General features: G+C 68.7%; 19 protein-coding genes, 1 pseudogene and 1 riboswitch. Of the genes and pseudogenes, 3 read left to right on the top strand and 17 right to left on the bottom strand.

Annotated elements, in window-relative coordinates:
* Positions 1-27: 27 nt before the first annotated feature.
* The 15 genes from Q0283_RS12345 to Q0283_RS12275 form a co-directional block, all read right to left on the bottom strand.
* Complete coding sequence (locus tag Q0283_RS12345; RefSeq protein WP_298044879.1) at positions 28-234, bottom strand: hypothetical protein; 207 nt, start codon at positions 232-234, stop codon at positions 28-30.
* 486 nt (positions 235-720) lie between these two features.
* Complete coding sequence (locus Q0283_RS12340) at positions 721-1,359, bottom strand: methionine ABC transporter permease (RefSeq protein WP_298044959.1); 639 nt, start codon at positions 1,357-1,359, stop codon at positions 721-723.
* 29 nt (positions 1,360-1,388) lie between these two features.
* Positions 1,389-2,420, bottom strand: a complete 1,032-nt coding sequence (locus tag Q0283_RS12335; protein WP_298044878.1) for a methionine ABC transporter ATP-binding protein — start codon at positions 2,418-2,420, stop codon at positions 1,389-1,391.
* Positions 2,421-2,513: 93 nt separating this feature from the next.
* Entirely contained in the window at positions 2,514-3,281 is a 768-nt protein-coding gene (locus tag Q0283_RS12330; protein ID WP_324590168.1) for a MetQ/NlpA family ABC transporter substrate-binding protein, read from the bottom strand.
* A 418-nt stretch (positions 3,282-3,699) separates the two neighbouring features.
* Positions 3,700-4,737, bottom strand: coding sequence for a methionine synthase (locus Q0283_RS12325; protein WP_298044874.1), 1,038 nt, complete (start codon positions 4,735-4,737; stop codon positions 3,700-3,702).
* A 25-nt stretch (positions 4,738-4,762) separates the two neighbouring features.
* Complete coding sequence (locus Q0283_RS12320; protein ID WP_298044957.1) at positions 4,763-5,761, bottom strand: putative oxygenase MesX; 999 nt, start codon at positions 5,759-5,761, stop codon at positions 4,763-4,765.
* Positions 5,762-5,858: 97 nt separating this feature from the next.
* On the bottom strand, positions 5,859-7,184 hold the full coding sequence (locus tag Q0283_RS12315) for a cystathionine gamma-synthase (RefSeq protein WP_298044872.1): 1,326 nt from the start codon (positions 7,182-7,184) through the stop codon (positions 5,859-5,861).
* Between the two features lies 1 nt (position 7,185).
* Complete coding sequence (locus Q0283_RS12310) at positions 7,186-8,514, bottom strand: O-acetylhomoserine aminocarboxypropyltransferase/cysteine synthase family protein (protein ID WP_298044870.1); 1,329 nt, start codon at positions 8,512-8,514, stop codon at positions 7,186-7,188.
* Positions 8,515-8,519: 5 nt separating this feature from the next.
* A riboswitch (SAM riboswitch) is annotated at positions 8,520-8,631 on the bottom strand.
* A 189-nt stretch (positions 8,632-8,820) separates the two neighbouring features.
* Positions 8,821-9,825, bottom strand: a complete 1,005-nt coding sequence (locus Q0283_RS12305; protein ID WP_298044869.1) for an ABC transporter substrate-binding protein — start codon at positions 9,823-9,825, stop codon at positions 8,821-8,823.
* Between the two features lie 13 nt (positions 9,826-9,838).
* Positions 9,839-11,332, bottom strand: a complete 1,494-nt coding sequence (locus Q0283_RS12300; RefSeq protein WP_298044868.1) for an NtaA/DmoA family FMN-dependent monooxygenase — start codon at positions 11,330-11,332, stop codon at positions 9,839-9,841.
* Between the two features lie 70 nt (positions 11,333-11,402).
* A complete protein-coding gene (locus Q0283_RS12295; protein ID WP_298044866.1) occupies positions 11,403-12,557 on the bottom strand; it encodes an LLM class flavin-dependent oxidoreductase in 1,155 nt (384 codons plus the stop codon).
* Positions 12,554-13,720: an LLM class flavin-dependent oxidoreductase gene (locus Q0283_RS12290; protein ID WP_298044864.1), complete on the bottom strand. Its 1,167-nt coding sequence runs from the start codon at positions 13,718-13,720 to the stop codon at positions 12,554-12,556. The genes Q0283_RS12295 and Q0283_RS12290 overlap by 4 nt, the downstream gene beginning before the upstream one ends.
* Complete coding sequence (locus Q0283_RS12285) at positions 13,720-14,697, bottom strand: ABC transporter substrate-binding protein (protein ID WP_298044956.1); 978 nt, start codon at positions 14,695-14,697, stop codon at positions 13,720-13,722. Before Q0283_RS12285 ends, Q0283_RS12290 begins: the two co-directional genes overlap by 1 nt.
* 116 nt (positions 14,698-14,813) lie before the next feature.
* On the bottom strand, positions 14,814-15,620 hold the full coding sequence (locus tag Q0283_RS12280; protein ID WP_298044863.1) for an amino acid ABC transporter ATP-binding protein: 807 nt from the start codon (positions 15,618-15,620) through the stop codon (positions 14,814-14,816).
* Complete coding sequence (locus Q0283_RS12275; protein ID WP_298044861.1) at positions 15,617-16,729, bottom strand: amino acid ABC transporter permease; 1,113 nt, start codon at positions 16,727-16,729, stop codon at positions 15,617-15,619. Before Q0283_RS12275 ends, Q0283_RS12280 begins: the two co-directional genes overlap by 4 nt.
* 310 nt (positions 16,730-17,039) lie before the next feature.
* Here Q0283_RS12275 and Q0283_RS12270 point away from each other — a divergent pair, with 310 nt between their 5' ends.
* On the top strand, positions 17,040-19,040 hold the full coding sequence (locus Q0283_RS12270) for an FAD/NAD(P)-binding domain-containing protein (protein ID WP_298044860.1): 2,001 nt from the start codon (positions 17,040-17,042) through the stop codon (positions 19,038-19,040).
* A 160-nt stretch (positions 19,041-19,200) separates the two neighbouring features.
* Positions 19,201-19,653 carry a GNAT family N-acetyltransferase gene (locus Q0283_RS12265; RefSeq protein WP_298044954.1) on the top strand — a complete coding sequence of 151 codons (453 nt, stop codon included), beginning with the start codon at positions 19,201-19,203 and terminating at the stop codon, positions 19,651-19,653.
* Between the two features lie 651 nt (positions 19,654-20,304).
* Here Q0283_RS12265 and Q0283_RS12260 read toward each other — a convergent pair.
* Both Q0283_RS12260 and Q0283_RS12255 read right to left on the bottom strand, forming a co-directional pair.
* On the bottom strand, positions 20,305-21,834 hold the full coding sequence (locus tag Q0283_RS12260) for a sodium:solute symporter (RefSeq protein ID WP_298044952.1): 1,530 nt from the start codon (positions 21,832-21,834) through the stop codon (positions 20,305-20,307).
* A 2-nt stretch (positions 21,835-21,836) separates the two neighbouring features.
* Positions 21,837-22,085, bottom strand: a complete 249-nt coding sequence (locus tag Q0283_RS12255) for a hypothetical protein (protein WP_298044858.1) — start codon at positions 22,083-22,085, stop codon at positions 21,837-21,839.
* A gap of 339 nt (positions 22,086-22,424) precedes the next feature.
* Between Q0283_RS12255 and Q0283_RS12250 the strand changes: the two are divergent.
* A pseudogene (locus tag Q0283_RS12250) lies at positions 22,425-22,749 on the top strand (carboxylate--amine ligase); the annotation flags it as partial.

Here is a 22,749-nt window from a genome sequence, read left to right as displayed (position 1 = left end):
CAGCCCCCTGCTATCACCACACGGCTTCTACTGCTTCTGCCGTGCCTTCTTCAGAAACGGATAGGCAATCAACATGCCCACGGCAATCACCACGCCGGGGCGCAGATGCTCCCAGAACGACTGTTCAGGTCTCAGCACCGCACCGACCACCAGGAAACCGACAAGGACAGAAACCACCAACACAGCCAACGCCAACACTTCATAGCGCCGCGGCGGGGACCGCCGATCGTCCATGGCCTGGCTCCTCTGCTCGTGCCCTCCCGGGAGCATAAGTCACCGCCGGACATGATCGGACACGAGCGACCCACTCACGTCCTAGGCAACAAGACCCAGGTCAGGTTTACGCCCTCACCCGATACGCAGGGGTGCCAGTAGAAGTTTAACCATGTGCGCCCTTCGCACATCCTGAGGAAACGGATAACACCGTGGACGCGCACCTAATGCGAACGTCTGAGCAGGAGCTGACGCGTGCTGTGCCGGCCGTGTCGCGCTCCTGGGCGGGCTTAACCCGCGACCAAAGGCCGACTCAAAATACTCGGGTCGCTTTTGCCCGATGCCCTTGACGCGGAACCGGCAGATGATGCCTAGCCGATCATGCGATTGGCAATACACCGGCCCGATCATCGATTCAGTGCTCACCGTTGTTGCGCCATCGAATCTAGCGCTGCCGCAATTCCAGCGTTGCAGCAATGCAGGCGAACCGTGATGTGAAGCTGATCCCTAACGCCTCAGCACCCTCCGCGCCAGCAGGTTGCCCAGGGCTTGGATCACCTGGACCACGATCACGATGATGAATAGGGCCGCCCACGTGACCACTGGGTCGAATTGGCGGTAGCCGTAGGCGACGGCGTAGTTGCCCAGTCCTTCGCCGCCGATGATGCCGGCCACGGCGGACATATCCACTAAGGCGATGATCGCGAACGTGTAACCCAGCAACAGGGGCCCGAGGGCCTCGGGCAGGATGACCGTGCGGATGATGCGCCAGGGGCCGGCGCCCATGGCGCGGGCCGCTTCGATCACCCCAGGGTCAACGGCCATCAGGTTCTGCTCCACCAGTCGGGCGATGAAGAAGCTCGCCGCGATGGAAATGCCGAAGACCACGGCGTCTGAACCGATTCCGGTGCCGACCACTACGCGGGCTAGCGGCTGTACGGCGGCGATGAAGATGATGAAGGGCACCGGCCGGAAAGTGTTCACCAGGATCGAGATCACCCAGAAGACCACCGGCTGCTGCAGGATCCCTCCCTTGCGCGTCACGTACAGCAGCAGCCCCAGGATGAGTCCTGCGATTCCGCCAAAGAACAGCGCCAGCGCGACAATCCACATCATGATGCCGGTCTGCTCCAACAGGGTGGGCATCAACTCCGCAATCTGCGTCGTAATGTCGTTCACGGGGAAACCTCCTCGACCTTGACCAGGGACCCGACCGTGGATAGGGCCTCACGCACCCTGGAGGCGTCACCACGCACGGCGATCGTCAACAGGCCGTAGACCCTGCCCTGGATGGAGTCCACGCCACCGTGGACCAGATTGAAGTCCACGCCTGCCCGCGCCAGCGCCGCGAATACCCTCGCTTCGGTCGCGCCCTCGTCGGTGAAGGAGATAGTGAAGAATCGTCCCTGGTGCTGGGCCCGCAGTTCGGCCAGCTCGTCGCCGGTGGGCAGGTTCCGCACCACCGTGCGCACGAATCGCCTGGCCGTAGGTGTCTGGGGATTGGTGAAGACGTTGTAGGTCTCGCCAGACTCGACCACGCGACCGCGCTCCATGACCGCCACCTTGGTGGCGATGCGCGCGATCACGTCCATCTCATGGGTGATCACCACGATGGTCACACCGAGTTCTCGGTTGACCTTACCCAGCAGGTCGAGGACCTCGTCCGTGGTTTCCGGGTCCAGGGCCGAGGTGGCCTCATCGGCCAACAGGATGGCGGGATTGGCCGCCAGGGCGCGGGCGATGCCCACCCGTTGCTGCTGGCCGCCCGAGAGCTGCTCGGGGAAGTTGTCCGCCTTGTCCGCTAGGCCCACAAACTCCAACAGCTCCAAGGCCCGGTCCTTGCGATCCTTGCCCTTCCATCCGGCCACCTCCAGGGGATACTCCACATTGCGGCGGACCGATCGGGAACCCAGGAGGTTGAAGCGCTGGAAGATCATCCCGATGCCAGTGCGCATCTGGCGCTGCTTGCCGGCCGAGAGAGAGGTGATGTCCACGCCGTCGATCTCGATGCTGCCGCTCGACGCTGGCTCCAATGCGTTGATCAGACGTACCAGAGTTGATTTGCCGGCGCCGGAGTAGCCGATGATGCCATACACGTCGCCTTGCTCGATCTCGAGGGAGACGCTGTCCACGGCGATGACGGGGTTCCCGCCACGTTTAGCGGGCGGATACTCCTTGGTGACGTCCTTCAGGATGATGTGTAGCACGGGTGACGGGCCGTCCTTCCGAGGGCACCCGACGCCGGCCGGCACCTTCCCCGGGGAAGGCGCCGGCCGGCGTCGGGTTGAGAGGGTGTGTCCTTACTGGGCGTCGCGGAGGGCCGTCTCCGTCTCCTCGAGCGAGGACTGGAGTTCCTCAGCCGGAGTCTTCAAGAACACGGCGGTGCCGCCGGCGGACTCCTGGGCACCATCCAGGACGTCCTGGTTGGTCTGGTAGATCTCCACCAGCTTCTGCAGTACCTCATTGTCCACGTCCTTGGCCTGGGCCGCGAAGATGTTGACGTAGGGCAAAGCGGAGGGATCGTTGGGGTCGTCTTGGGCCAGGGCGTCCTCTGGCTTCAGGCCCGCGTCGTTGATGAAGTCGTTGTTCACGATGGCCCCGGCCACGTCGGGCAGGGAGGTCACAGTGACGGCCGCATCCAGGGCCTTGACGGTCACCTTGGACTTGTCCTTGATGACGTCCTCCAGGGTCGAAGAGGCGTTGCCACCATCCTGCAGGCTGATGAGCCCGGCCGACTGCAGCACCAGCAGTCCGCGGGCCTGATTGACGGTGTCGTTGGGCACCACGACCTCTTCACCCTCCGGGATCTGATCCACGGACTCATACTTCTCCGAGTAGAAGCCCAGCGGGTAGATCGCCGTGGCGCCAATCGGCTGAATGTCATCCCCAGAGGAGACGTTGTAGTCGGCCAGGTACTGGATGTGCTGGAACTGGTTGATGTCCAGCTCGCCCTCGCTCAAGGCCGGGTTCGGCTGGGTGTACTCGGTGAAGTCCACGATCTCCAACTGAATGCCCTCCGCCTCCACGGCCTCCTCGTAGGTGCTCCAGTACGGCTCGGATGCGCCCACGACGCCGAGCTGGACCGGGTTCGCCTCGGTGCCCAGTTCGGCTTCAGCCTGATCCCCGCCACCACCGCCGCATGCCGACAGAGCCAGGACACTAGCCAGTGCAATAGCGGACAGAGAGAGGGTGCGGGTGCGGATCATGGGGCGCTCCTGATCATGAGACGGATGGGTCGGAGACCATACAACACGACGGTGAGCGCCGGCATAAACCCCAGCGTTCATGAGCGGACACAGGCCACGCCGACGAGGGTGAATACACCACCCAAGATGACTGATGCGTCCCAGGGTGACGCCAAGTTACCCACGAGTTGCGATCACTTTCTCGAACGTAATCTAGCCCTGTGAGCAATCGATCATGCTGACCGTCGCGCTCCAGGCAGGCAGGATGGGAGACCCGTCGGCTAAGGGGTGCGCGCGGGAGTCAGGGGATCGCGCCGGGGAGTCCCGCCCGGATGATCTGCGCCCCTGCAGCCAGGGCCCTCATCTTGTCTCGCGCAACGCTCCGGGCCAGTGGCGCCATACCGCAGTTCGTGCTCGGGTACAGCTTGTCTGCATCGACGAACCGGAGCACGTCCCGGAGGGTGGCGGCCACCTCCTCGGGAGTCTCGATCGCGTCGCTGGCGACGTCGATGGCCCCGACCATCACCTTCTTGCCCCGGAGCAGTTCGATGAGCTCGACCGGGACGCGGGAGTTGTGGCGCTCCAGCGAGATCATGTCGATCGAGGACTGCTGGAGCAGCGGGAACGACGTCTCGTACTGGCGCCATTCCGCTCCCAGCGTGGCCTTCCACTCGGTATTGGCCTGGATGCCGTAGCCGTAGCAGATGTGCACGACCGTCTGGCTGCGCAGCCCCTCGGCCGCGCGCTCGAGGGCGGCCACGCCCCAGTCCTTCAGGTCGTCGAAGAACACGTTGAAGGCGGGCTCGTCGAATTGGATGATGTCCACGCCTGCCGCCTCCAGCTCGTGGGCCTCCTGGTTGAGGATCGTTGCGAACTCCCAGGCGAGCTTCTCGCGGCTGCCGTAGTGCTTGTCGGAGAGGGTGTCGATCATGGTCATGGGGCCGGGCAGCGTCCACTTGATGGGCTGGCTGGTTCGGGCACGCAGGGCCTTCGCGTCGTCGACGAAGACCGAGCGCTCACGGCCCACCGCGCCGACGACCGTCGGCACGCTCGCGTCGTAGCGGTCGCGGATCCGCACCGTTTCACGCCGCTCGAAGTCGACGCCGCTGAGGTGTTCGATGAACGTGGTGACGAAGTGCTGACGGGTCTGCTCCCCGTCGCTGACGATGTCGATACCCGCCTGGCGCTGCTCGTCCACGGCCAGGGCCAGCGCATCCCGCTGGCCCTCCCGCAGTTCCTCGCCGTCCAGCTTCCACGGCGACCACAGCGTCTTGGCCTCCGCGAGCCAGGAGGGCTTGGGCAGGCTGCCGACGATGGTGGTGGGCAACAGGGTGTTCATCGGTGGTTCTCCTTGTTTCGTGCGGTCAGGATGCATGTGTCGCGGCCCATCGCTCAAGGAGGCCCTGGTGTGGCTTCACGAAGTGCTCCTCCGTAAACTTCCCCTGCGCGAGGGCCAGGTGGCTGCGCTCCTCGCGGTCGTAGGTGACACGCGTCATCGAATAGTCGCGATGGTCCAGGCTCGGCCGGTAGACCCGGCCGGCCGCCGCGTTGGCGTTGTAGATCTCCGGGCGATAGATCTTCTGGAACGCCTCCATCGTGCTGATGAGGCCGATGAGCGCCAGGCTGGAATAATCGTTGAGGAGATCGTCCCGGAAGTAGAACGCCAGGGGCGCGACCGAGCCGGGGGGCATGAAGTAGCGGACGCGCAGCCCCATCCTCTCGAAGTATCGATCGGTCAGGGAGGACTCGTCCTGCCGATACTCGACCCCGAGTATCGGATGCCGATTCTCGAGCCGGCGGTAGGTCTTGGAACTCGAGACACTGATGCAGATCACAGGAGGCTGGGGGAACCGCTTCCGATAGGCATCGGAGTCCACGAAGTGCTGGAAGAGTTTCCCGTGCAGTGCGCCGAAGTCGCTGGGGATGCTGGACCGCGGCGCCCTCGCCTGGTGTTCCGGCAACACCACGCTGAAGTCGTAGTCACGGAGGTAGGACGAGAAGTTGTTCCCCACGATTCCGTCGAGACGTACGTTGGCCAGCGTGTCCCGGATCCCCACGTCGAGCATCTCGACCAGGGGGAACGCCGCGTCCTCGCCGTACGCGGTGAAGAGCAGGTCGACGGAGACGATGTCGATCTCCACGGCATAGCGGTCACGGCCCGGGTTGTCCCAGTGCGCCAGGTCGTTGAAGCGATTCTCGATCATCGCCAGGGTGTCGCGCAGGTTCTGCTGACGGTCGGCGCCGCGGGCCAGGTTCGCGAAGTTCGTGGTGCCGCGGGAACTGGATGACGGGGAGTAGTCCTCATCGAAGCGGGTGGTGCTGATCCCGAAGGTGAACTCGTTCGTCCTGGTGATCCGATCCATCGATTCCCCCCGATCGTCCGCGAGCCGGCTGCCCCCGTCCGTCCCGGTCCCGACCGCCCGTCGCTGCTGCTCGTGCACTGCTCTCCCGAGACCCGTCTCAGTCATGCTTCCGACACCCCCGGGCTGGCCGGAGGACGTCGTTGCGGGCTCCGGTGGCTCCGGCTCCCCGCGCCGGTCGGCGCCGCGACGCTGACACCGCGTCGATCCATCCGAGACTTCGAACGCAGTCCAGGGCCGCCTCGAGGTCGGCCCGCAGGTCGGTGACGTCCTCGACGCCCACGGACAGCCGGACTAGGTCGGCCGGGACCTCCAGGGCGGTGCCGCGCACGGAGGCGTGGGTCATCTCGGAGCAGTAGCAGATCAGGGACTCGACCCCGCCGAGGCTGACCGAGAGCGCGAACAGCTCGGTGGACTGGGCGAAGGCCCGCGCGGCGGGCTCTCCCCCGGTCAGCCGGACGGACACGATCCCGCCGTAGCCGTCCATCTGCCGGGACGCCAGCTCGTGCCCGGGGTGCTCCGGCAGTCCCGGGTAGTAGACCTGCGCGATCCCCGGTTGGTCCTGCAGCCAGCCGGCCAGTTCCGCGGCGTTCGCGCCGTGCCGGTCCATGCGCAGCCCCAGGGTCTTCAGCCCGCGCGCGGCGAGGTAGCTGTCCTGCGGCCCGGCCACCGCGCCGGCGGCGAACTGCTGGTAGCCGACCGCCTCGGCCAGGTCCCGCCCCCGGTACTCCCGGTCGGCCACCACCACGGCCCCGCCCAACACGTCCGAGTGCCCGCCGATGTACTTGGTCGTGGAGTGCACCACCGCGTCCGCACCGAGGTCCAGGGGCCGCTGCAGGTACGGGGAGGCGAAGGTGTTGTCCACCACCAGCAGCGCCCCGGCCCGGTGGGCGATCTCCGCCCAGGCGGCCAGGTCCGCGATGCCCAGCAGCGGGTTCGACGGGGTCTCCACCCACAGCACGGCCGTGGTGCCGGGGCGGACCGCCGCCGCGACCGCCATGGGATCGGTGATGTCCACCGGGGTGTTCTCAACGCCCCACGGCGCGAGGACGCCGTTGATGAGCCGGTTCGTCCCGCCGTAGCCGTCTCCGCCGAGCACGATGTGGTCCCCGGGGCGCAGCACCGAGCGCAACAGGGCGTCCTCGGCGGCGAGCCCGGAGGCGAACGCGAACGCCCGGCTCCCGTGCTCCAGGGCGGCCAGTTGGGTCTCGAAGCCGTTGCGCGTGGGGTTGGACCCGCGGCTGTACTCGTGGCCGCCGCGCAGCAGGTTGATGCCGTCCTGGACGAAGGTGCTGGTCTGGTAGATCGGCGGCACGACCGCCCCGGTCAGCGGGTCCGGCTCCTGGCCGGCGTGCACCGCCGTCGTGTTGAAGCCCCGGCGGGTGTCCTGCGCGGTGGCCAGCGCGGCGTCGTTCAGGAGGGTCATCTCAGCGCACCTCCCCGGCCAGGGCGGAGGTCGGCACGGTGGCCGGTACCGAGACCGGCACGGTGGCCAGCGCGCGGTCGAGGTCCGCGACCAGGTCCTGCGGACACTCCAGTCCGATGGACAGCCGGATCGTGGTCTCGCCGATCCCCGCGGCCTCGCGGCGGTCCGGGGCGAGGCGACAGTGGGTCATGGTGGCGGGATGACAGACCAACGAGCGCACGTCGCCCACGTTGGCCACGAGCTGGAACAGCTCCAGCGCGTCGATGAACGGGCCCACGGCCTCCGGTCCGGCCGCCAGGTCGAAGGAGAACACCGAGCCGGTGCCGTGCGGGAAGTCCCGCGCGGCGAGGGCGGCACTGGGGTGCCCGGGGATCCCCGGGTGGTGGACGCGCCCGACGGCGGGGTGCCCGGCCAGGTGCTCGGCCACCGTGAGGGCGGTGGTCCCGTGCCGGGCGATGCGGACCTCGAGGGTCTCCAGGCCCTGGATGAACTGCGCGGCGCTGGCCGGGGCGAGGGTCGGGCCGAGGTCGTGCAGGAACTTGCTGCGGGCCAGCGCGAGGTACGCGCCGCGGCCGTGCCGGTCGACGAGCGTCTGCCCGCCGTAGCGAGCCTTGGGCCGGGCCAGTTGTGGCCACCGTTCCGGGGCCGCGCCGTAGTCGAAGGTCCCCCCGTCCACGATCGCCCCACCGAGCACCGTGCCGTGCCCGCCGAGGAACTTCGTGGCCGAGTGCACCACCACGTCAGCGCCGTGCTCCAGTGGCCGGTACAGGGCCGGCGTGGCCAGCGTGCTGTCCACGATCACCGGCACGCCGGCGCCGTGGGCGATGTCCGCCAGCGCCGGCAGGTCCGGCAGGGTGGCCAGCGGGTTGGTGATGGCCTCGAGGAAGAACGCGCGGGTGTCCGGCCGGATCGCCGCGGCCCACGCCACCGGGTCCGCGGGGTCGGCGAACGTGACCTCAATGCCGAAGTCGGCGAAGGTGTCCGTCAGCAGGTCCACCGTCCCGCCGTAGAGCTGACTGGAGGCGACCAGGTGCTTGCCGGCGTGGAGCAGGGTCAGCAGGGACAGGGCGACGGCGGCCTGGCCGGTCGCGGTGCCGATGGCCCCGATCCCGCCCTCCAGGGCCGCCAGCCGGTTCTCGAACACGGCCACGGTCGGGTTGCCCGTGCGGCTGTAGGTGAAGCCCGGGGTCTCCAGCCGGAACATCGAGGCGGCCGTGGCGTGGTCCGGGAAGCGGTAGGCCGCCGTCTGGTGGATGGGCACGGCCACCGGCCAGTAGGGGGCCTCGGGCTCGTAGCCGGCGTGGATCTGTTCCGTGGCGTGATGATTCATTTGATCCTCCATCGATCCTGGCGGTAGCACCGTGCCGGCCGGTCCCGGTGTCCCGGGTCGGTTGGCTGGTTGCTGCGGCGTCGTCGAGCCAGATCTCTCGGCCGCTCTGGATGGTGTGGTGGGCCAATCCCACTCGATGGACCCGGTGGGAGTCCAGCGGCGGGCGGGCAGGTGCGTCACAAAACCGCACGTCGGGACATCTTCGGGCCGGACGGTCGCGTCGGCCGCTGCGGCCGGCGTCGGGACCGGGTTTGTGACAGGTTGTGACGGGGCCGGGAGGTGTCGGCCGGTCCGCCCACCGGCCGCTCAGTCCTTCAGTCCGGGTGGGTTCAGCGCGGAGGCGTCGATTCCCTCCTCGGCCAGACCCCACTGCTGGAGGATCTGCCCGTACACTCCGGTTTCAATCAAGTGGTCCAGTCCTGACTGGGCGGCCTCACCCAGCCCCGTGCCCTTCTGCACGGCCACCGAGATGTGCGCAGTGTCGGGCCAGCCGCCGGCCACCAGTCCGACCAGCCGGGTCTGTCCCGTCTGGGCGGCCTTGTAGGCACCGGTCGAGTTGGGACCGAAGGTGGCGTCGGCCCGGCCGGCCTGCAGCGCGAGGCCGGCGGCGGAGTCGTCCTCGTAGTACTGCAGGTCCACCGGATCCAGTCCGGCCTTTCGGTTCTGCCGATCCCACGCCATCAGAACTTTCTCCTGGTTGGTGCCGGACCCCACGATGACCCTCAGACCCGCCACGTCCTTCGCCTCGGTGATCTGTTGGATGTCCGAGTCCGAGGTTACGTAGAACCCGAGCTTGTCCTCGCGGTAACTGGCCATGTCGTACTTCTGCTTGCGCTCGTCCGTCACCGTGACGTTGGAGATGACGGCCTCGTACTTGCCGGACTCCAGGCCCAGGGGCCAGTCCTCCCAGGCGACGGGGACTAGCTCCAGCTCCAAGCCGAGGGAGTCGGCGAGGGCGGAGGCGATGTCCGGATCGCTGCCGACGGGCGTCGCATTGTCCGTGGCGTAGACCGAGAGCGGAGCCGAGTAGGGGACGGTGGCGACGGTGAGCCTGCCATCGGCGGACACCGCTTCCGGGACCAAGGCAGCCGCCTCCTCGGACGCCGTGGCCCCGGGGCGTTCGCGGTCCGGGGACAGGTCCACCGTGGTGCCGCTGCCGATATCGACCTCGGCGGCACCGGTGGCGGCGCTGCTACCGGGATCGGAGCAGGCGGTCAACCCGAGCAGTGCGGCCAGCCCGGTGGCGGTGAGCGCGGTGAGACTCCGGTGGCGGTTCCGGGGCCGCGGGACGGTGCGGAGGGTGGTGGTCATGCTGGGGGTCCTCTCAGGTGGTGGCCGGCAAGGCCGGCCGGCCGGTGTCGTGGTCTCGGTGGGCTGCGCGGGTCCCGATGGCGGCGCACGAGTCGCCCGTGCCGTCCGCAGCTCCTGCGTCAGAGCCCTCGCCCTCGGGCCAGTCCAGGCCCAGGTGCTCGCGCAGGGTGTCCCCGGCGTACTCGGTCGGGTACACACCTCGGTCCTGCAGTGCGGGGACAAGGTGGTTGACGATGTCGTCGAGCCCGGAGGGGATCAGCCACGGGGTGATGTTGAACCCGTCCACGGCACCGAGCCGGGCGTACTCGGCCAACCGGTCGGCCACCTCGGCGTAAGAGCCGGAGAACGTCCGGGCGGCACCCCGGGAGGAACGTTCACGGACGAACTGCAGGATGTTCTGGCCCTTCTCCGCGGCCTCACGCCGCCACGCGCCGGTCAGCTCTGCGGCCTTCGCGCCCTGAAATCCGCTGCCCCGGGTCACGTCGGTCTCATCCACGGCCGGGGCAATCTCCGGCAACGGGCCCTCGGGATCGACCCCGTCCAGGGGCCGGCCCCAGAACTGCTCGAGGTAGGCGATCGCCTGCTGCGGGCCGACCTGATGACTGCGTACCCACTCCAGCTTCTCCTGCGCCTCCCGGACGGTCGGGGCGAGTACGAACTCGGTGCCGGGCATGATCTTCACCGCGCCGGCCGGCCGCCCGGCCCTCACGGTGCGCTCGGTGATGTCCCTCCGGAAGGCCAGGGCATCGTCGAGGGCGTTGTGGGCTGAGAAGATGACATCGGCCTGGCGGGCGGCGAAGTCCCGGCCGGTGGGTGAGTCACCCGCTTGGAAGAGCACCGGCCGGCCCTGGGGGCTGCGCGGCAGTCGGGAGGTGTAGTCCACCGTGTAGTGCTGGCCCTCGTGATGGACCGGTTCGATCCCGTCCGTGTCCAGCCACTGCGGTGCCGTGCCGTCGGCAGCGATGGCCTTCGCGCCCCAGGAGGCCCAGATGCGCTTGGCGGTGCGCACGAAGGCCTCGGCGTGGGTGTACCGGTCGGCGTGGTCCAGGTAGCCACCGCGGCGGAAGTTTGCCCCGGTCCAGGCGTTGTCCGTGGTGACGATGTTCCAGGCCGCCCTCCCCCCGGAAATGAGGTCCAGGGAGTGCAACCGGTGAGCCAAATCCGCCGGGTCGTTGTAGGTGGTGTTCTGCGTGGCCACCAGCCCAATCTTCGTGGTGACCTGCGCCAGGGCCGCGAGCATGGTCTGGGCGTCGGGCCGGCCGACCACATCGAGGTCGTGCAGGTGGCCCAGGTGTTCGCGCAGCCGCAGTCCCTCCCCGAGGAAGAAGGCGGCGAACAGGCCCTGCTCGGCGGTCTGGGCCAAGCGCCGGAAGGACTCGAAATCCGTTTGCGAACCGGCCTCGGGGACGTTCCAGACAGTGGAGGAGTTCACCCCCTGGAAGAAGACACCGAACTGGAGTTGGTGCCTCGGCCGACTGGGGGTGGTGGATGCATTGTGGTCTGACATCTGAAGGTCTCCTGGTCTTCTCGGACGTCCGGTCTCGTCGGGCCGTTCAGGCGGTCGGGCGCTCGGCCCGTCAGGCGGTGGCAAAGCGGCTCGCCGGGCGGGCCAGGCCCAGGGTCTGACGGAAGGTGCGGCCGGGCCCCACGGGGGCCAGCAGCCCGGCCCGGCGCAGTTCCGGAAGCACCAGGTGCCCCAGCTCGGCGGCATCGACGTCCAGGACCGCCGGGTGGATTCGCACCCCGCCGGCTACGGTGAACAGTTCGGCGAGGTAGTCGGTCAGTTCCGTAGCGGTCCCAGCGAACAGTGCCGGGCCACCGGTGGCGGCCTCCCACGCCTCGAGCTCGGCCCAACGGGCCGCGCCGCTCTGCCCCCGCGCGTCGAGCACCACCGTCAGTTCCGCCACGACCGTGTCTGCGTCCAGGCCTCCAGCGGACCGGGCGGTCGCCGCGGACAACAGGGCCTCGGGGTCGGCGGCGGAGACCAGCACGGCGTCGGCCCCGTGGACGGCGTCCAAGCGCAGGCCGTCGCCGACCCCGGAGCGGTCCAGGAACTGTGTCGGCGCCCATACGGGCAGCTGGCCCTGCAGTGGACGCGGGATGATCGACGGGCCCTTCACCGAGAACCGCTTTGCCTGCACGTCGGCGTAGTGGACCTTGTCCCGGTCGATGTACCGCCCGGTGCACCGGTCCCGGATGACCGCGTCGTCCTCCCACGTGTCCCAGAGTCGGCGGTTCGCGGCCACGACGTCTGCCGCCTCACCACCCAACTCCGCTTCTGGCAGCGCATCCCTCCCGACGGCGGACCCCTCCTTGGCCAACCCGCGGGCGGATACGATCCACCCGGCCCGGCCTGAGGAGACGTAGTCCAGGGACGCCAGTTGGGTGGCCACGTGGAACGGTTCGGTGTAGACGGCGTCCACGACCGGGACCAGGCCGATCGCCCGGGTCGCCGGCGCGGCGTGGGCCGCTCGCTGCACCGCATCCAGACGCGCGGCTGGGCCGTGCGTGGGAGCCAGCCGGCCGTCGTCGAAGGTCACGGCGTGGAAGCCGGCGATCTCGGCGTCCTGGACCACGCGCACGGTACGCGGCCCGGTCAGGACCTCCGCGGGGTCCCGGCCGGTGACGCGCCACGCGGCCGGGTGGGCGCCGTCACCGTCGACCTCCAGGGCCAGGATGCCGCGACCACCGCGGGGTGGGGTGTTATTGGTGAATCGGGTGCTGCGGGTCATGGTGTCCTCCATCCGGCGGGCACGGGTTCCACCGGGTGATCAGTGCTGGTCGATGGGCCGGGATGGGCCGTGCTGGTCGGTGCCACGCCCTCGGTCCTGGCGCCGTAGGGATCCTCCGGACCCCACAGGGTGGTGGGCGCCGCGTCCCGCACGAGCGGGATGACCTCGGTGGCGAAACGCTCGAGGACCTCCAGCTGATCGGCGAAGGGCAACGTCGTCGGCAGGGAGATGGACTGCAGGTCGTGTCCGTACGCCACGTGGTAGTCCAGGATCTTCCGGGCCACGTCCTCGGGGCTGCCCACCAGCGCCGGGCCGTGCGAGACGGCATGGTCGATGTCCCGGAAGGGCGTGTTGTTGCCCGGCACGTCCCGGCTGGCCGTCAGCGCCTCGTAGACCGGGCCGAAGCGGCGCTTGGCCTCGGACGTGGTGTCCGCGATGAACACCCCGCCTGCCCCGGACCCGGAGCCGATGTACCGGTGCCGCGGATCGTGGCCGGCCTCGTCGTAGCTGCGCACGTAGTGCTCGATCAGCACCCGATAGTTCTCCCGGGGCTGGATGGCGTTCGCGGTGAACAACGGGTCCCCCCACCGGCCGGCCAGCTCCGCCGAGGCCAGGGACGTCGCCGAACCGTGCCAGACCCGCGGGGTCCCCGCGAAGGGGCGTGGCGTCGTCGTGGTGGGCTCGGTCAGCGGGGCGCGGAACCGGCCGGACCAGGTGACGTCCTCCTCATCCCAGAGCCGGCGCAGCAGCGCGTACTTCTCGGCCAACAGGTCCCACTGGTCGTCCAGGTCCAGGCCGAACAGCGGGTACTGCAGCACCTCGTTGCCCTTGCCGATGGTCAACTCCAGCCGGCCCCGGGAGAGCTGGTCGATGGTGGCGTAGTCCTCGGCGACCCGCACCGGGTCCAGCACCGACAGCACGGTCACCCCCGACTGCAGGCGGATGCTGGAGGTCGCCGCCGCGATGGCCGCCAGCACCGTGGTCGGGGAGGAAGAGATGAACTCCCCCGCGTGCCGCTCGCCCACCGCGAAAGCTTCATAACCTAGCGCCTCGGCCCGGAGGGCGGTCTCGATGACCTGCTCGAGCCGTTCGGCGGTGGAGACCATCTGTCCGGTGAGGGGGTTGCGCTGGTGCGGGATGATGTCCAGGACCTGGAATCGCATCAGGAAGCCTGGAAGGTCTCGGCGGTGACAACCTCGGACTCTGGCACGGCCTCTTCGCCCAATCCCCAGCGGTCCAGGACCTCGGCGTAGCTGCCGTCCTCGATGGCGGAGTCGATGGCCGCGCTGATCGGTTCGGCCAGGCCGCTGCCGCGCAGGGTCGTGGCCGCGACGAGGGTCTCGGAGGGCCAGCCGGCGTTGACCTTGCCGACAACCTTCAGATCGTCCCGGGTGTTCTCCCGGTAGACGGTGCTCGGATACGGGGCGAAGTTCAGGTCGATGCGCCCGGAGGACAGGGCCAGGATGGTGTCCGCCTCCGAGGAGTAGTACTGCAGCTCGGCCGGGGTCTTGCCCTCCGCCTCGAGCTCCTCGTTCCAGGCCAGCAGGATCTTCTCCTGGTTGGTGCCCGAACCCACGGCGACCCTCAGGCCGGAGATGTCTTCGGCCCCGTCGACCGCGAGGTCGGACTCCGTCTTCGCCTCGAAGCCCATGTAGGCCGCCCGGTAGGGAGCGAAGTCGAACTTCTGCACCCGTTCGCCGTTGATCCCGACGTTGGAGAACACCGCCTCGTACTCCCCCGCCTCGGTCTTCAGGGGCCAGTTCTCCCACGACGTGGTCTGCAGCTCCAATTCCAGCCCGAGCTTATCGGCCACCAACTGGGCGATGTCGATCTCCGTCCCGACCACGGTCCGGTCGTCCGTGGCGTGGAAGGACAAAGGGACCGAACCCCCGGTGGAGCCGATCGTGAGCTTGCCGTCCGCGGCGATGTCCTGCGGCACGAGGGCGGCCAGCTCGGGGTCCTCCTCGGCGCGGATGCGGCCCTGCTGTTCAGGGCTGGCGTCGTAGACGATGCCGTTGGCCCCCGTCAGCGCCCCGGGGCTGGCCTCGGCCTCGGTCGCGGACGTCGCGGCGCCGGCCTGTCCCGTGACCGGGTCGGAGCAACCGGCCAGAGCCAGCAACCCGACGGCGGCGGCCGCCATGACCGCGAGGCGGGGCGAAGGGCGGCGGGGCGGGACGGGGCGGGTCGCCGCGATGCGGCGGTCGGTGACGTTCATGGTGGAGTCCTGGTTCTGTCGATGCGGGTGGAGACGGTGGCTCAGATGTCGTAGGCCGGCTCGAGGACCTTGGAGAGGAAGGCCCGAGTCCGTTCGTGGCGGGGTGCGCCGAAGATCTCGGCCGGGGTTCCCTCCTCGACGATGACCCCCTGGTCCATGAACACGACGCGGTCGGCCACGTCGCGGGCGAAGGTCATCTCGTGGGTGACGATCACCAGGGTCGTCCCGGACTCGGCCAGGTCACGGATGACGTCCAGCACCTCGTTGACCAGTTCGGGGTCCAGGGCCGAGGTTGGCTCGTCGAACAGCACGATCTTCGGATCCAGGGCCAGCGCCCGGGCGATGGCGACCCGCTGCTGCTGCCCGCCGGAGAGCTGGCGGGGGTAGGCGTGGATCTTGTCCGCCAGCCCCACACGCGCCAGGAGCTCGACGGCCCGGTCCTGGACCGAGGCCTTGTCGCGGCGCTGGGCGTGGATGGGCGCCTCGGTGACGTTCTCCAGGGCGGTCAAGTGCGGGAAGAGGTTGAAGGACTGGAAGACCATGCCGATCTGGGTGCGTTGGGCCAGCACCTCATGCTCGCGTAACTCGTGGAGCCTGCCCTTGCGGGGCCGGTAGCCGATGAGCTCGCCGTCTACGGCAATGGTGCCGCGGTCGACCCGTTCCAGGTGGTTGATGGTGCGCAGCAGGGTGGACTTCCCGGAGCCCGACGGACCGAGGACGGCCACCACCTCACCGGGTTCCACGGTCAGGGTGATGCCCCTCAGGACCTCGTTCGCACCGAAGGACTTGTGCACGTCACGGATCTGGATGAGGCCGCGGGTGGGCTCAGTAATCGACGCGGTGGTCATCGGTCGCCCTTTCTGGTCACGGACAGGTTCGCGGAACGAACGGCGAGGAACCGCCGGAGCTTCTGCAGGGGTGTCAGGGGCAGGGTGCGCAGGGCACCCTTCGAGTAGTGCCGCTCGATGTAGTACTGGGCCACGCTCAACACCGAGGTGATGACGATGTACCAGAGGGTCGCCACCAGCAGCAGGGGCAGCACCTGCTGGGTGCGGTTGTAGATCACCTGCACGGTGTAGAACAGCTCGGAGTAGGCCAGGACGTAGACCACCGAAGTGCCCTTCACCAGGCCGATGATCTCGTTGAACGCCGTCGGCAGGATCGAACGCATCGCCTGGGGCAGCACGATCCTGGTGCTGCGCCGCCATGCGGGAAGGCCCAGCGCGGACGCGGCCTCCAATTGGCCCTGGTCCACGGACAGGATGCCACCGCGAATGATCTCCGCCGAGTACGCGGCCTGGTTCAGCGTCAGGCCGAGGATGGCGGCCGCGAACTGGCTGATCAGCGAGGTGGTGCTGGCCTCGAAGAACCGGACGTCGGTGAACGGGATGCCGAGGCTGATCTTGTCGTAGAGGTAGCCGAGGTTGTACCAAAGCAGCAGCTGCACCAGCAGCGGGGTTGAGCGGAAGATCCAAGAGAACGTCCAGGACACCGAGGCCAACAGTGGTGAGGAGGACAACCGCATCAAGGCGAGTAGGAACCCGAGGACGAAGCCCAGGATGCCGGCGATCGCGGTGAGCTTCAGCGTCTCCCCCAGCCCGCGGATCACCGACTCGGCGGTGAACCACTGGGCCACCACGTCCCACTCCCAGCGCGGGTTGGTGAACAGCGACCACATGATGGCGGCCACCAACAGTCCGACGATCACGGTCCCGACCCAGCGGCCCGGGTGCCGGGCCGCCTGGACCGGGTAGTCCGAATAGTCCGTCGCCGGTTCCCTCGCCCCCGCGCCCGGGGGACGCCCATCCCCGGGGCGCGGCTCGGCGTCGGGATGGTCCTGGGCTGCGCTGTCGGCCAGGCCACCGGGTGTGGCGGCCGACGGCGTGCCGGCGGGACCGGTGCTGCTCCCCGCGCCCGGTGGCGCCGGCCGTACCTCGGTGTTCGGCGTCGTCGCCATGCTGGACTCCCTTCCGGCGTCTGACGGCCGTCGGAAGGCCACCGACGGTGCGTGTGACCGACACGCTATGAACGGCACCGGGGCGGATCCACCGGGACGACGCGCGGCGCAATCCACGTCCGATGCCGTCGTCCGGTGTCACCGGAGGTCATCGGACGACGCATCCGCGGCGCTGTGTGTCGCCCTGTGTCATTCCGGCCGCGTGGGCCGGGATTGCGACGCAGCTTGACGTGTCTTAACCGTCGCCCTCGCCGAGCCGGCGGCCTGTTTCTACGCTGGGGGCCGCCGCACCGATCACGGAGGACACCGCATGGCACATATGACAGGCACCGCATACGGCACCGCCGGCCGGGACCTGGTCCTGGTCGGTGGTGGGCCGCGGGCCGCCATGCTGCTCGAACGCCTGGCCGCCAACGCGCCCCTGCTCGCCCCGGGGCCGGTGCACGTCCACCTGGTCGAGCCCTTCAGTCCCGGTTCCGGGCGAATCTGGCGGCGCGAACAGAGCCCGCTTCTCAAGCTGAACTCCATGGCTCAGGACGTCACCCTGTTCACGGACGACTCCGTGGAGTGCGCCGGCCCCGCGCAGGACGGGCCGTCCCTGACCGAGTGGCGCGACGCCGTGCTGGACGGCCGGTTGGCCGACGTTCCACCCCTGGACGAGGATCTGCGCCACCAGTTGCAGGAGCTGGGCCCGCAAGACTTCCCGACGCGCCGGCTCCACAGCGTGTACCTGGAATGGTTCTTCCAGCGCACGGTCGCCCGCCTCGGCGATCACCTCTGCCTCACGGTGCACCAGGACACCGCGGTCGGCATCCACCGCGAGGGCACCGACCGCTGGCGGGTCCAGTTGGCCGGAGGTACCGAACTGGGCGCCGATGCCGTCGTCGTGGCCGTCGGGCACACCGAGTCCACCCCGCCGGAGGAGTCCGCGCGCTTCGCCTGCTTCGCTGCAGCGCACGCCGCCCACGGCGTGGTCCATGTCCCGCCGGCCTACACCAACGACGTCGACCTGGCGGTGCTGCAACCGGGAGAGGATGTCATCGTCGCCGGTATGGGCTTGGCGTTCATCGACCTGATGGTGCTGGTCATGGAAGGCCGCGGAGGATCCTTCCACGAACGGCCCGACGGCCGGTTGCTGTACCGACCCTCGGGCCTTGAACCGCGGCTCTGGGTGGGCTCCCGCCGCGGCGTGCCCTACCACTCCAAGATCCGCGGCGGACTGAAGGGTCTGCCCGCAGAACCGCCGCGGTTCCTGACCCGGGCAGCGGTGGACGCCCTGCGCGACGAGCACGGTCTGCTCGACTTCGCCACACACCTCTGGCCGCTCATGGCCAAGGACATGGCCTACGCCTACTACCGTGAACTGGTCACCGGCCACCCGGAGCGCGTCCGCCTCCCGTGGACGGATTTCTCCGAACGGTTCGCGGCCACGGACTGGTACTCCGATTCCCGCCGCGCCCTGGTCGCCGGCGCCGTCCCAGACCATGCGGACCGCCTGGAATTCGAGGACGTGAACCGGCCGTTCCACGACCGGCAGTTCTCCGGGATGGACGAGGTCCAGCGCGCCATCACCGGATACATCTCCCGGGACCTGGACCTGCGCGACAGTGGCCAGAACTCAGAGACCCTGGGACTGTTCCTCGGCGTGCTCGGCGTCTACATGGAACTCGGCCGAGTGCTGCCGCTGGGGGCCTTGACCCCGGAATCACGCAGCATCGTCTCCGGATGGTGGCACGGCTTCTTCAGCTTCGTGGACTCCGGGCCACCGGCCCACCGCCTGCGCGAACTGCTCGCCCTGCACGAGACCGGCCTGGTGCGGTTCCTCGGGCCGGGCCTGGAAGTGGGCACCGACGAGCAGCGCGGGGTCTTCACCGCTGCCTCCTCCCAGTCCCCCGTCAGGATCAGTGCTCGTGCGCTCGTCGAGGCGCGGCTGCCGGCAGCGACCCTGACCACGGCCACTGAACCCCTGCTCCGGCAGCTCAAGGCCGACGGGATCGCGGTCGAGGACCCGGCAGGCTCCGGCAAGATGCTGGTCGACCCAGACCAACGGGTCGTGACCTCCGGCCAGGTGCCGGCCGACCGGTTGTTCGCGGTCGGCGCCGGCACCACCGGCTGGGGGCAAGGCGCCTTCGCCCGGCCGCGGAGCAACGCCGCACCCTTCCGGGACACGGACGCCCTGGCCCGCACCATCCTGACCGCCCTGGCCGGGGAACCGGAACGGCCTTCGACCGAAGATGCCCTCGAGGTGCCGGACCTTCCCGAGGATGAGATGATCGCCCGCATCGCCATGGCCCACAGCAGTGTCGGATGATGCCATGAACCACCCCACCGCCCCGGTCTCGCCCCAGCCGGCGACCTCGTTGTCCCCCGGTCCGCCACCAGACGTGGTGCCCGTCTCCCCGGGCCACCCGACCGCGGCCGCGCGCATCGGCCCCGCCGACGTCGCGGAGTGGATCGTTCTGCGGTTGCCCATGGACGACCCGCGCGTCACCCCGCTGATCGAGGGACTGACGATCGAGTACGACACCCGCTACGGTTCGATGTACGGCGGGGCCAGCGAGGAAATGCGCCGCTACCCAGCCGAGGAGTTCGCAGCCCCGCACGGCGCGCTGCTCATCGTCCAGGAGCGCGGGCAGTCAGTGGCCGGTGGGGCCTACCGACAATATGACCGGCACACCGCGGAGCTGAAGCGAATCTGGACCCACCAGGAGCATCGCCGGCGGGGCCTGGCCCGATTCGTCCTCACCCACCTGGAAGCAGAGGCGATCCGCAACGGCTACCGGAGGCTATACCTGACCACCGGCCCCCGACAGCCCGAGGCAAAACACTTGTACCTGGCCACCGGATACCAAGCCGGCTTCGACCTGGACGCCGACCCGGAGTCCATCACGCACCTGGCCTTCACCAAGCACCTGCTTGCCTGAGATGGACCAGTTGGGACGCCGGGCCGTCTTCGAGCGCAAGCACGTCGCTGCGCCAGGAACTTTAACCTAGCCAAGACCCGAACAGGCTCAGCCGGCTGACCAGTATGCCCCTCCTCCATTGGCGTTTAAGACGGATCGCCGTCATGCCGCGATCATCTCGATTGCTCCCGGCTGGTCGAAGTCACGGGCAAAGACCACTGCTATAGAAATGCAAGCCCCATCAGCCACCACAACATCAAGGGTCAATGCTCGTGCCGAAATTGAAAACGCGAGATCACAGAGACATCCAAGTGAACCTGTTCGATCCCGGGGTCAAGCCCCTTGTGGTGGTGTAGTGGTCTGATCCTTCACGGGGTCAGGCGCTGAGGCCGAGGGTGAGGGCGGTGTCGGTGTCCACTCGAGGGTGCTGTGAGAGGTTCACTCGAAGGATCACACGGTGGCCGCGTCCACCTCTGAGACGACGTGCCCGACCACCGGGCGTTACACCACTATGCGGGACTCAACTTGGCGAGGTCCTCCACGGGTTCGGCAAACGCTCCGCGATAGCGTGTAGCGGGGTGGCGTTCGTTCGGCCGGTCGACGCCGAACATCTTGGCCCACAAGGCGCCGGGGGCGTATGCGGTCTTGTTGGGAGCCGCAATGAGCCAGAGGTTAGGAACGCACGGGATCCAGTTCCTGGCCGGGCACTGGTTCGACATCCTGAGCCTGCCGGTGGGCGGCGGTGGCCAGCGGCGCGAACAACGCGTCGACCCGGCGTCGTTCCTCGGTGCCGGTCGGAACCAGGTAGGCGCACGCGATGTACACCGCGGTGTTGACCAGCAGCCCGGCGACGCCGGAGGTCACCCCACCGAGCCAGGGCACGGAGGTCGGGTAGATGACCTGCAGTACCCCGGCCGTGCCGATGCCGGCCAGCATCGAGGCCACGGCGGCCACGGCGTTGCCGCGCTTCCAGAACAACCCGAAGTACAGGGTCGGGCCCAACTGCACGATCCCGGCGTAGGAGACGATGGCCAGCATGTATAGGGCCGGGGCCTCGAGCCAGATCAGCGCGCAGACGGCTGCGGCCACGGTGATGATGACGGTGCCGATCTTTGCCATCCGGGTCTCGCCCTGGCTCTGCGCGTCCGGCACCGTGCGGGTGAAGTCATTGGAGAGCTGGGCGCTGGAGGCCTGGATGAGCGCATCGATATTTCCCATGGTCGCGGCCAGCACGATCACCCCGGCCAGAGCCACCAGCACCGGACCGCCGACGGCCGCGACGGTGAACCACACCGAGTTCGGGTCCTCGGCCACGCCGGGGAAGGACGCGGCCAGCAGCGCCACGGTGCACAGGCCCGTGGAGAACGCCATCAGGATCGGCGCGGACAACACCGTGGATTTCTGGATGGCCGCGGTGCTGCGCGCGGTGAACAGGCGCACGAACACGTCCGGCCAGCACCAACCCCCGATCGCACCCACGAACACCAGCGAGAAGAAGTACAGCGGGCCGGCCTCGCTGCCCGGGCCCGGCAGCAGGTAGTAACCCTCCGGCACGGCGTCGAACCCATAGCCATGGACCAGCAGGTACACCAGCAGGCCGACAATGACCACCAGTCCAACCCCGTAGGCCACGATGCCCTGGACCATGTCCGAGATGACGACCCCACGCATGCCCATCCGCACCGTCCAGATCTGACGGAAGGACAGCACCAGGATGCTCAGGATGATCGCCACGACGGCCGGGGTCGCCCCGAAACCCAAGTGCACGAACACCAGGCCCAATGACTGCATGCCCAGCACGATCCACGGGAACGCGGCCACCAGGGCGATCAGCCCGGCGGTGCGGCGCACGGCGCGGGAGTTGTAGCGGAAGCCGAGCAGTTCGGCCTGGGTCCGCAGGTCGAACCGCTTGCCCCAGACGTGGACGGGCTTGGCCATAAAGAACATCAACGCCAGGGCCAGCAGTGAGTAGAACACCAGGTAGTAACCGATGATGCCGCCACCGGCGACCATCCCGGCGAAGGAGATAAACACGGACCCGGCCAGCCAGGTGTTGAGGAAGGACATCGTCTGGAACCACGGGCCGAACGAGCGGCCCCCGGTGGTGTAGTCGCTGAAACCGGACGAGCGGACGCGGGTGCGTTCCAGCACGACCACGACCACTGCCAAAAACAGCGCGATGGCCCCGTAACCGATGAGCATGTTCACTGGCCGGCCCCTTCCGCTTCAACGGTCCCCTCGGCGGTGCGCCCGCTGAGGTAGACGGCGATGATGCCCACGGTGATGAGCGCGGCCGTGCCGATCAGGTAGGTCATCGCGGTCGCCGCGGCGCCCAGGGACCAGTGGAAGACCGGCAACAGCGCCGCGACGAATCCGGCCGCGAGCACAAAGAACGCGACCGACCGCCCCGGGCGGGATACCCCAGACGGTGCGGGACTGGGTTGAGTAGTCATGGAACGTCCTTCGCAAAGAGTCCTTCACCGAACCAGGATTCGTCGGGAGCTGGCATCTCGCGGCGAGATCGGCAGGTCGAGTGTGGTCGCGGACATCCCCGGGTGGCCATTAAGACGGCACGAACCGTCATGTCAGGTCACAACCGGGCGCCTCCCATCCGGTGCAGCACCGATGGCGTCATCCGGCGTCACGAGACCTCGCCGAAGCCCCGGCTTGGCCGGCGGGGCGGGCCTACAGTGGCTTTGCCGCTTTGGGGGGTCACCACGGCATCGCCCACCGTTAGACCCGACCATGAGCTCCAATGCCATCACCATTCCGCCCCGTTCGGTGGTCCGCCCGGCGGCACCGCCCCCACCATGGCCCCGTGGCACGTGCAGGAGAACAAGTGGCGCGCCGCCCGCTACGGGCTGGACGCCATCATCATCCTCAACGCCGCCGGGGACGAGATGCTGGTGACCGAGCACCTGCGCGCCGAGTTGGAGCGCCTGGCCCCGGTGGCCGAACGGCTGGGGTGCGCCGCGGAGCTGGCCTCCGTGGAACGCCTCCTGCGTGACGGCGGCACCCCGGCCCGCCAGCGCCGGGTCGCGGCCCACGCGGCGCACGCCATGACGGTGGAGCAGATGGAGTCCGCCGGCCTGCCCGCGTCCACCCCGCTGGCCGGGC

This window comes from uncultured Citricoccus sp. (assembly GCF_937871995.1).
Classification (GTDB): Bacteria; Actinomycetota; Actinomycetes; order Actinomycetales; family Micrococcaceae; genus Citricoccus.
Note: the sequence above shows the minus strand (reverse complement) of the source record. Positions and strands in the feature narration are given on the sequence as shown.

What these genes read in the sequence shown, in the direction of transcription:
- Q0283_RS12345 (WP_298044879.1), bottom strand. Translation starts at nt 234, where the DNA reads ATGGACGATCGGCGGTCCCCGCCGCGGCGCTATGAAGTGTTGGCGTTG.
- Q0283_RS12340 (WP_298044959.1), bottom strand. Translation starts at nt 1,359, where the DNA reads ATGCCCACCCTGTTGGAGCAGACCGGCATCATGATGTGGATTGTCGCG.
- Q0283_RS12325 (WP_298044874.1), bottom strand. Translation starts at nt 4,737, where the DNA reads ATGAACACCCTGTTGCCCACCACCATCGTCGGCAGCCTGCCCAAGCCC.
- Q0283_RS12320 (WP_298044957.1), bottom strand. Translation starts at nt 5,761, where the DNA reads ATGGATCGGATCACCAGGACGAACGAGTTCACCTTCGGGATCAGCACC.
- Q0283_RS12315 (WP_298044872.1), bottom strand. Translation starts at nt 7,184, where the DNA reads ATGACCCTCCTGAACGACGCCGCGCTGGCCACCGCGCAGGACACCCGC.
- Q0283_RS12310 (WP_298044870.1), bottom strand. Translation starts at nt 8,514, where the DNA reads ATGAATCATCACGCCACGGAACAGATCCACGCCGGCTACGAGCCCGAG.
- Q0283_RS12305 (WP_298044869.1), bottom strand. Translation starts at nt 9,825, where the DNA reads ATGACCACCACCCTCCGCACCGTCCCGCGGCCCCGGAACCGCCACCGG.
- Q0283_RS12300 (WP_298044868.1), bottom strand. Translation starts at nt 11,332, where the DNA reads ATGTCAGACCACAATGCATCCACCACCCCCAGTCGGCCGAGGCACCAA.
- Q0283_RS12295 (WP_298044866.1), bottom strand. Translation starts at nt 12,557, where the DNA reads ATGACCCGCAGCACCCGATTCACCAATAACACCCCACCCCGCGGTGGT.
- Q0283_RS12290 (WP_298044864.1), bottom strand. Translation starts at nt 13,720, where the DNA reads ATGCGATTCCAGGTCCTGGACATCATCCCGCACCAGCGCAACCCCCTC.
- Q0283_RS12285 (WP_298044956.1), bottom strand. Translation starts at nt 14,697, where the DNA reads ATGGCGGCCGCCGCCGTCGGGTTGCTGGCTCTGGCCGGTTGCTCCGAC.
- Q0283_RS12280 (WP_298044863.1), bottom strand. Translation starts at nt 15,620, where the DNA reads ATGACCACCGCGTCGATTACTGAGCCCACCCGCGGCCTCATCCAGATC.
- Q0283_RS12275 (WP_298044861.1), bottom strand. Translation starts at nt 16,729, where the DNA reads ATGGCGACGACGCCGAACACCGAGGTACGGCCGGCGCCACCGGGCGCG.
- Q0283_RS12270 (WP_298044860.1), top strand. Translation starts at nt 17,040, where the DNA reads ATGGCACATATGACAGGCACCGCATACGGCACCGCCGGCCGGGACCTG.
- Q0283_RS12265 (WP_298044954.1), top strand. Translation starts at nt 19,201, where the DNA reads ATGGACGACCCGCGCGTCACCCCGCTGATCGAGGGACTGACGATCGAG.
- Q0283_RS12260 (WP_298044952.1), bottom strand. Translation starts at nt 21,834, where the DNA reads ATGCTCATCGGTTACGGGGCCATCGCGCTGTTTTTGGCAGTGGTCGTG.
- Q0283_RS12255 (WP_298044858.1), bottom strand. Translation starts at nt 22,085, where the DNA reads ATGACTACTCAACCCAGTCCCGCACCGTCTGGGGTATCCCGCCCGGGG.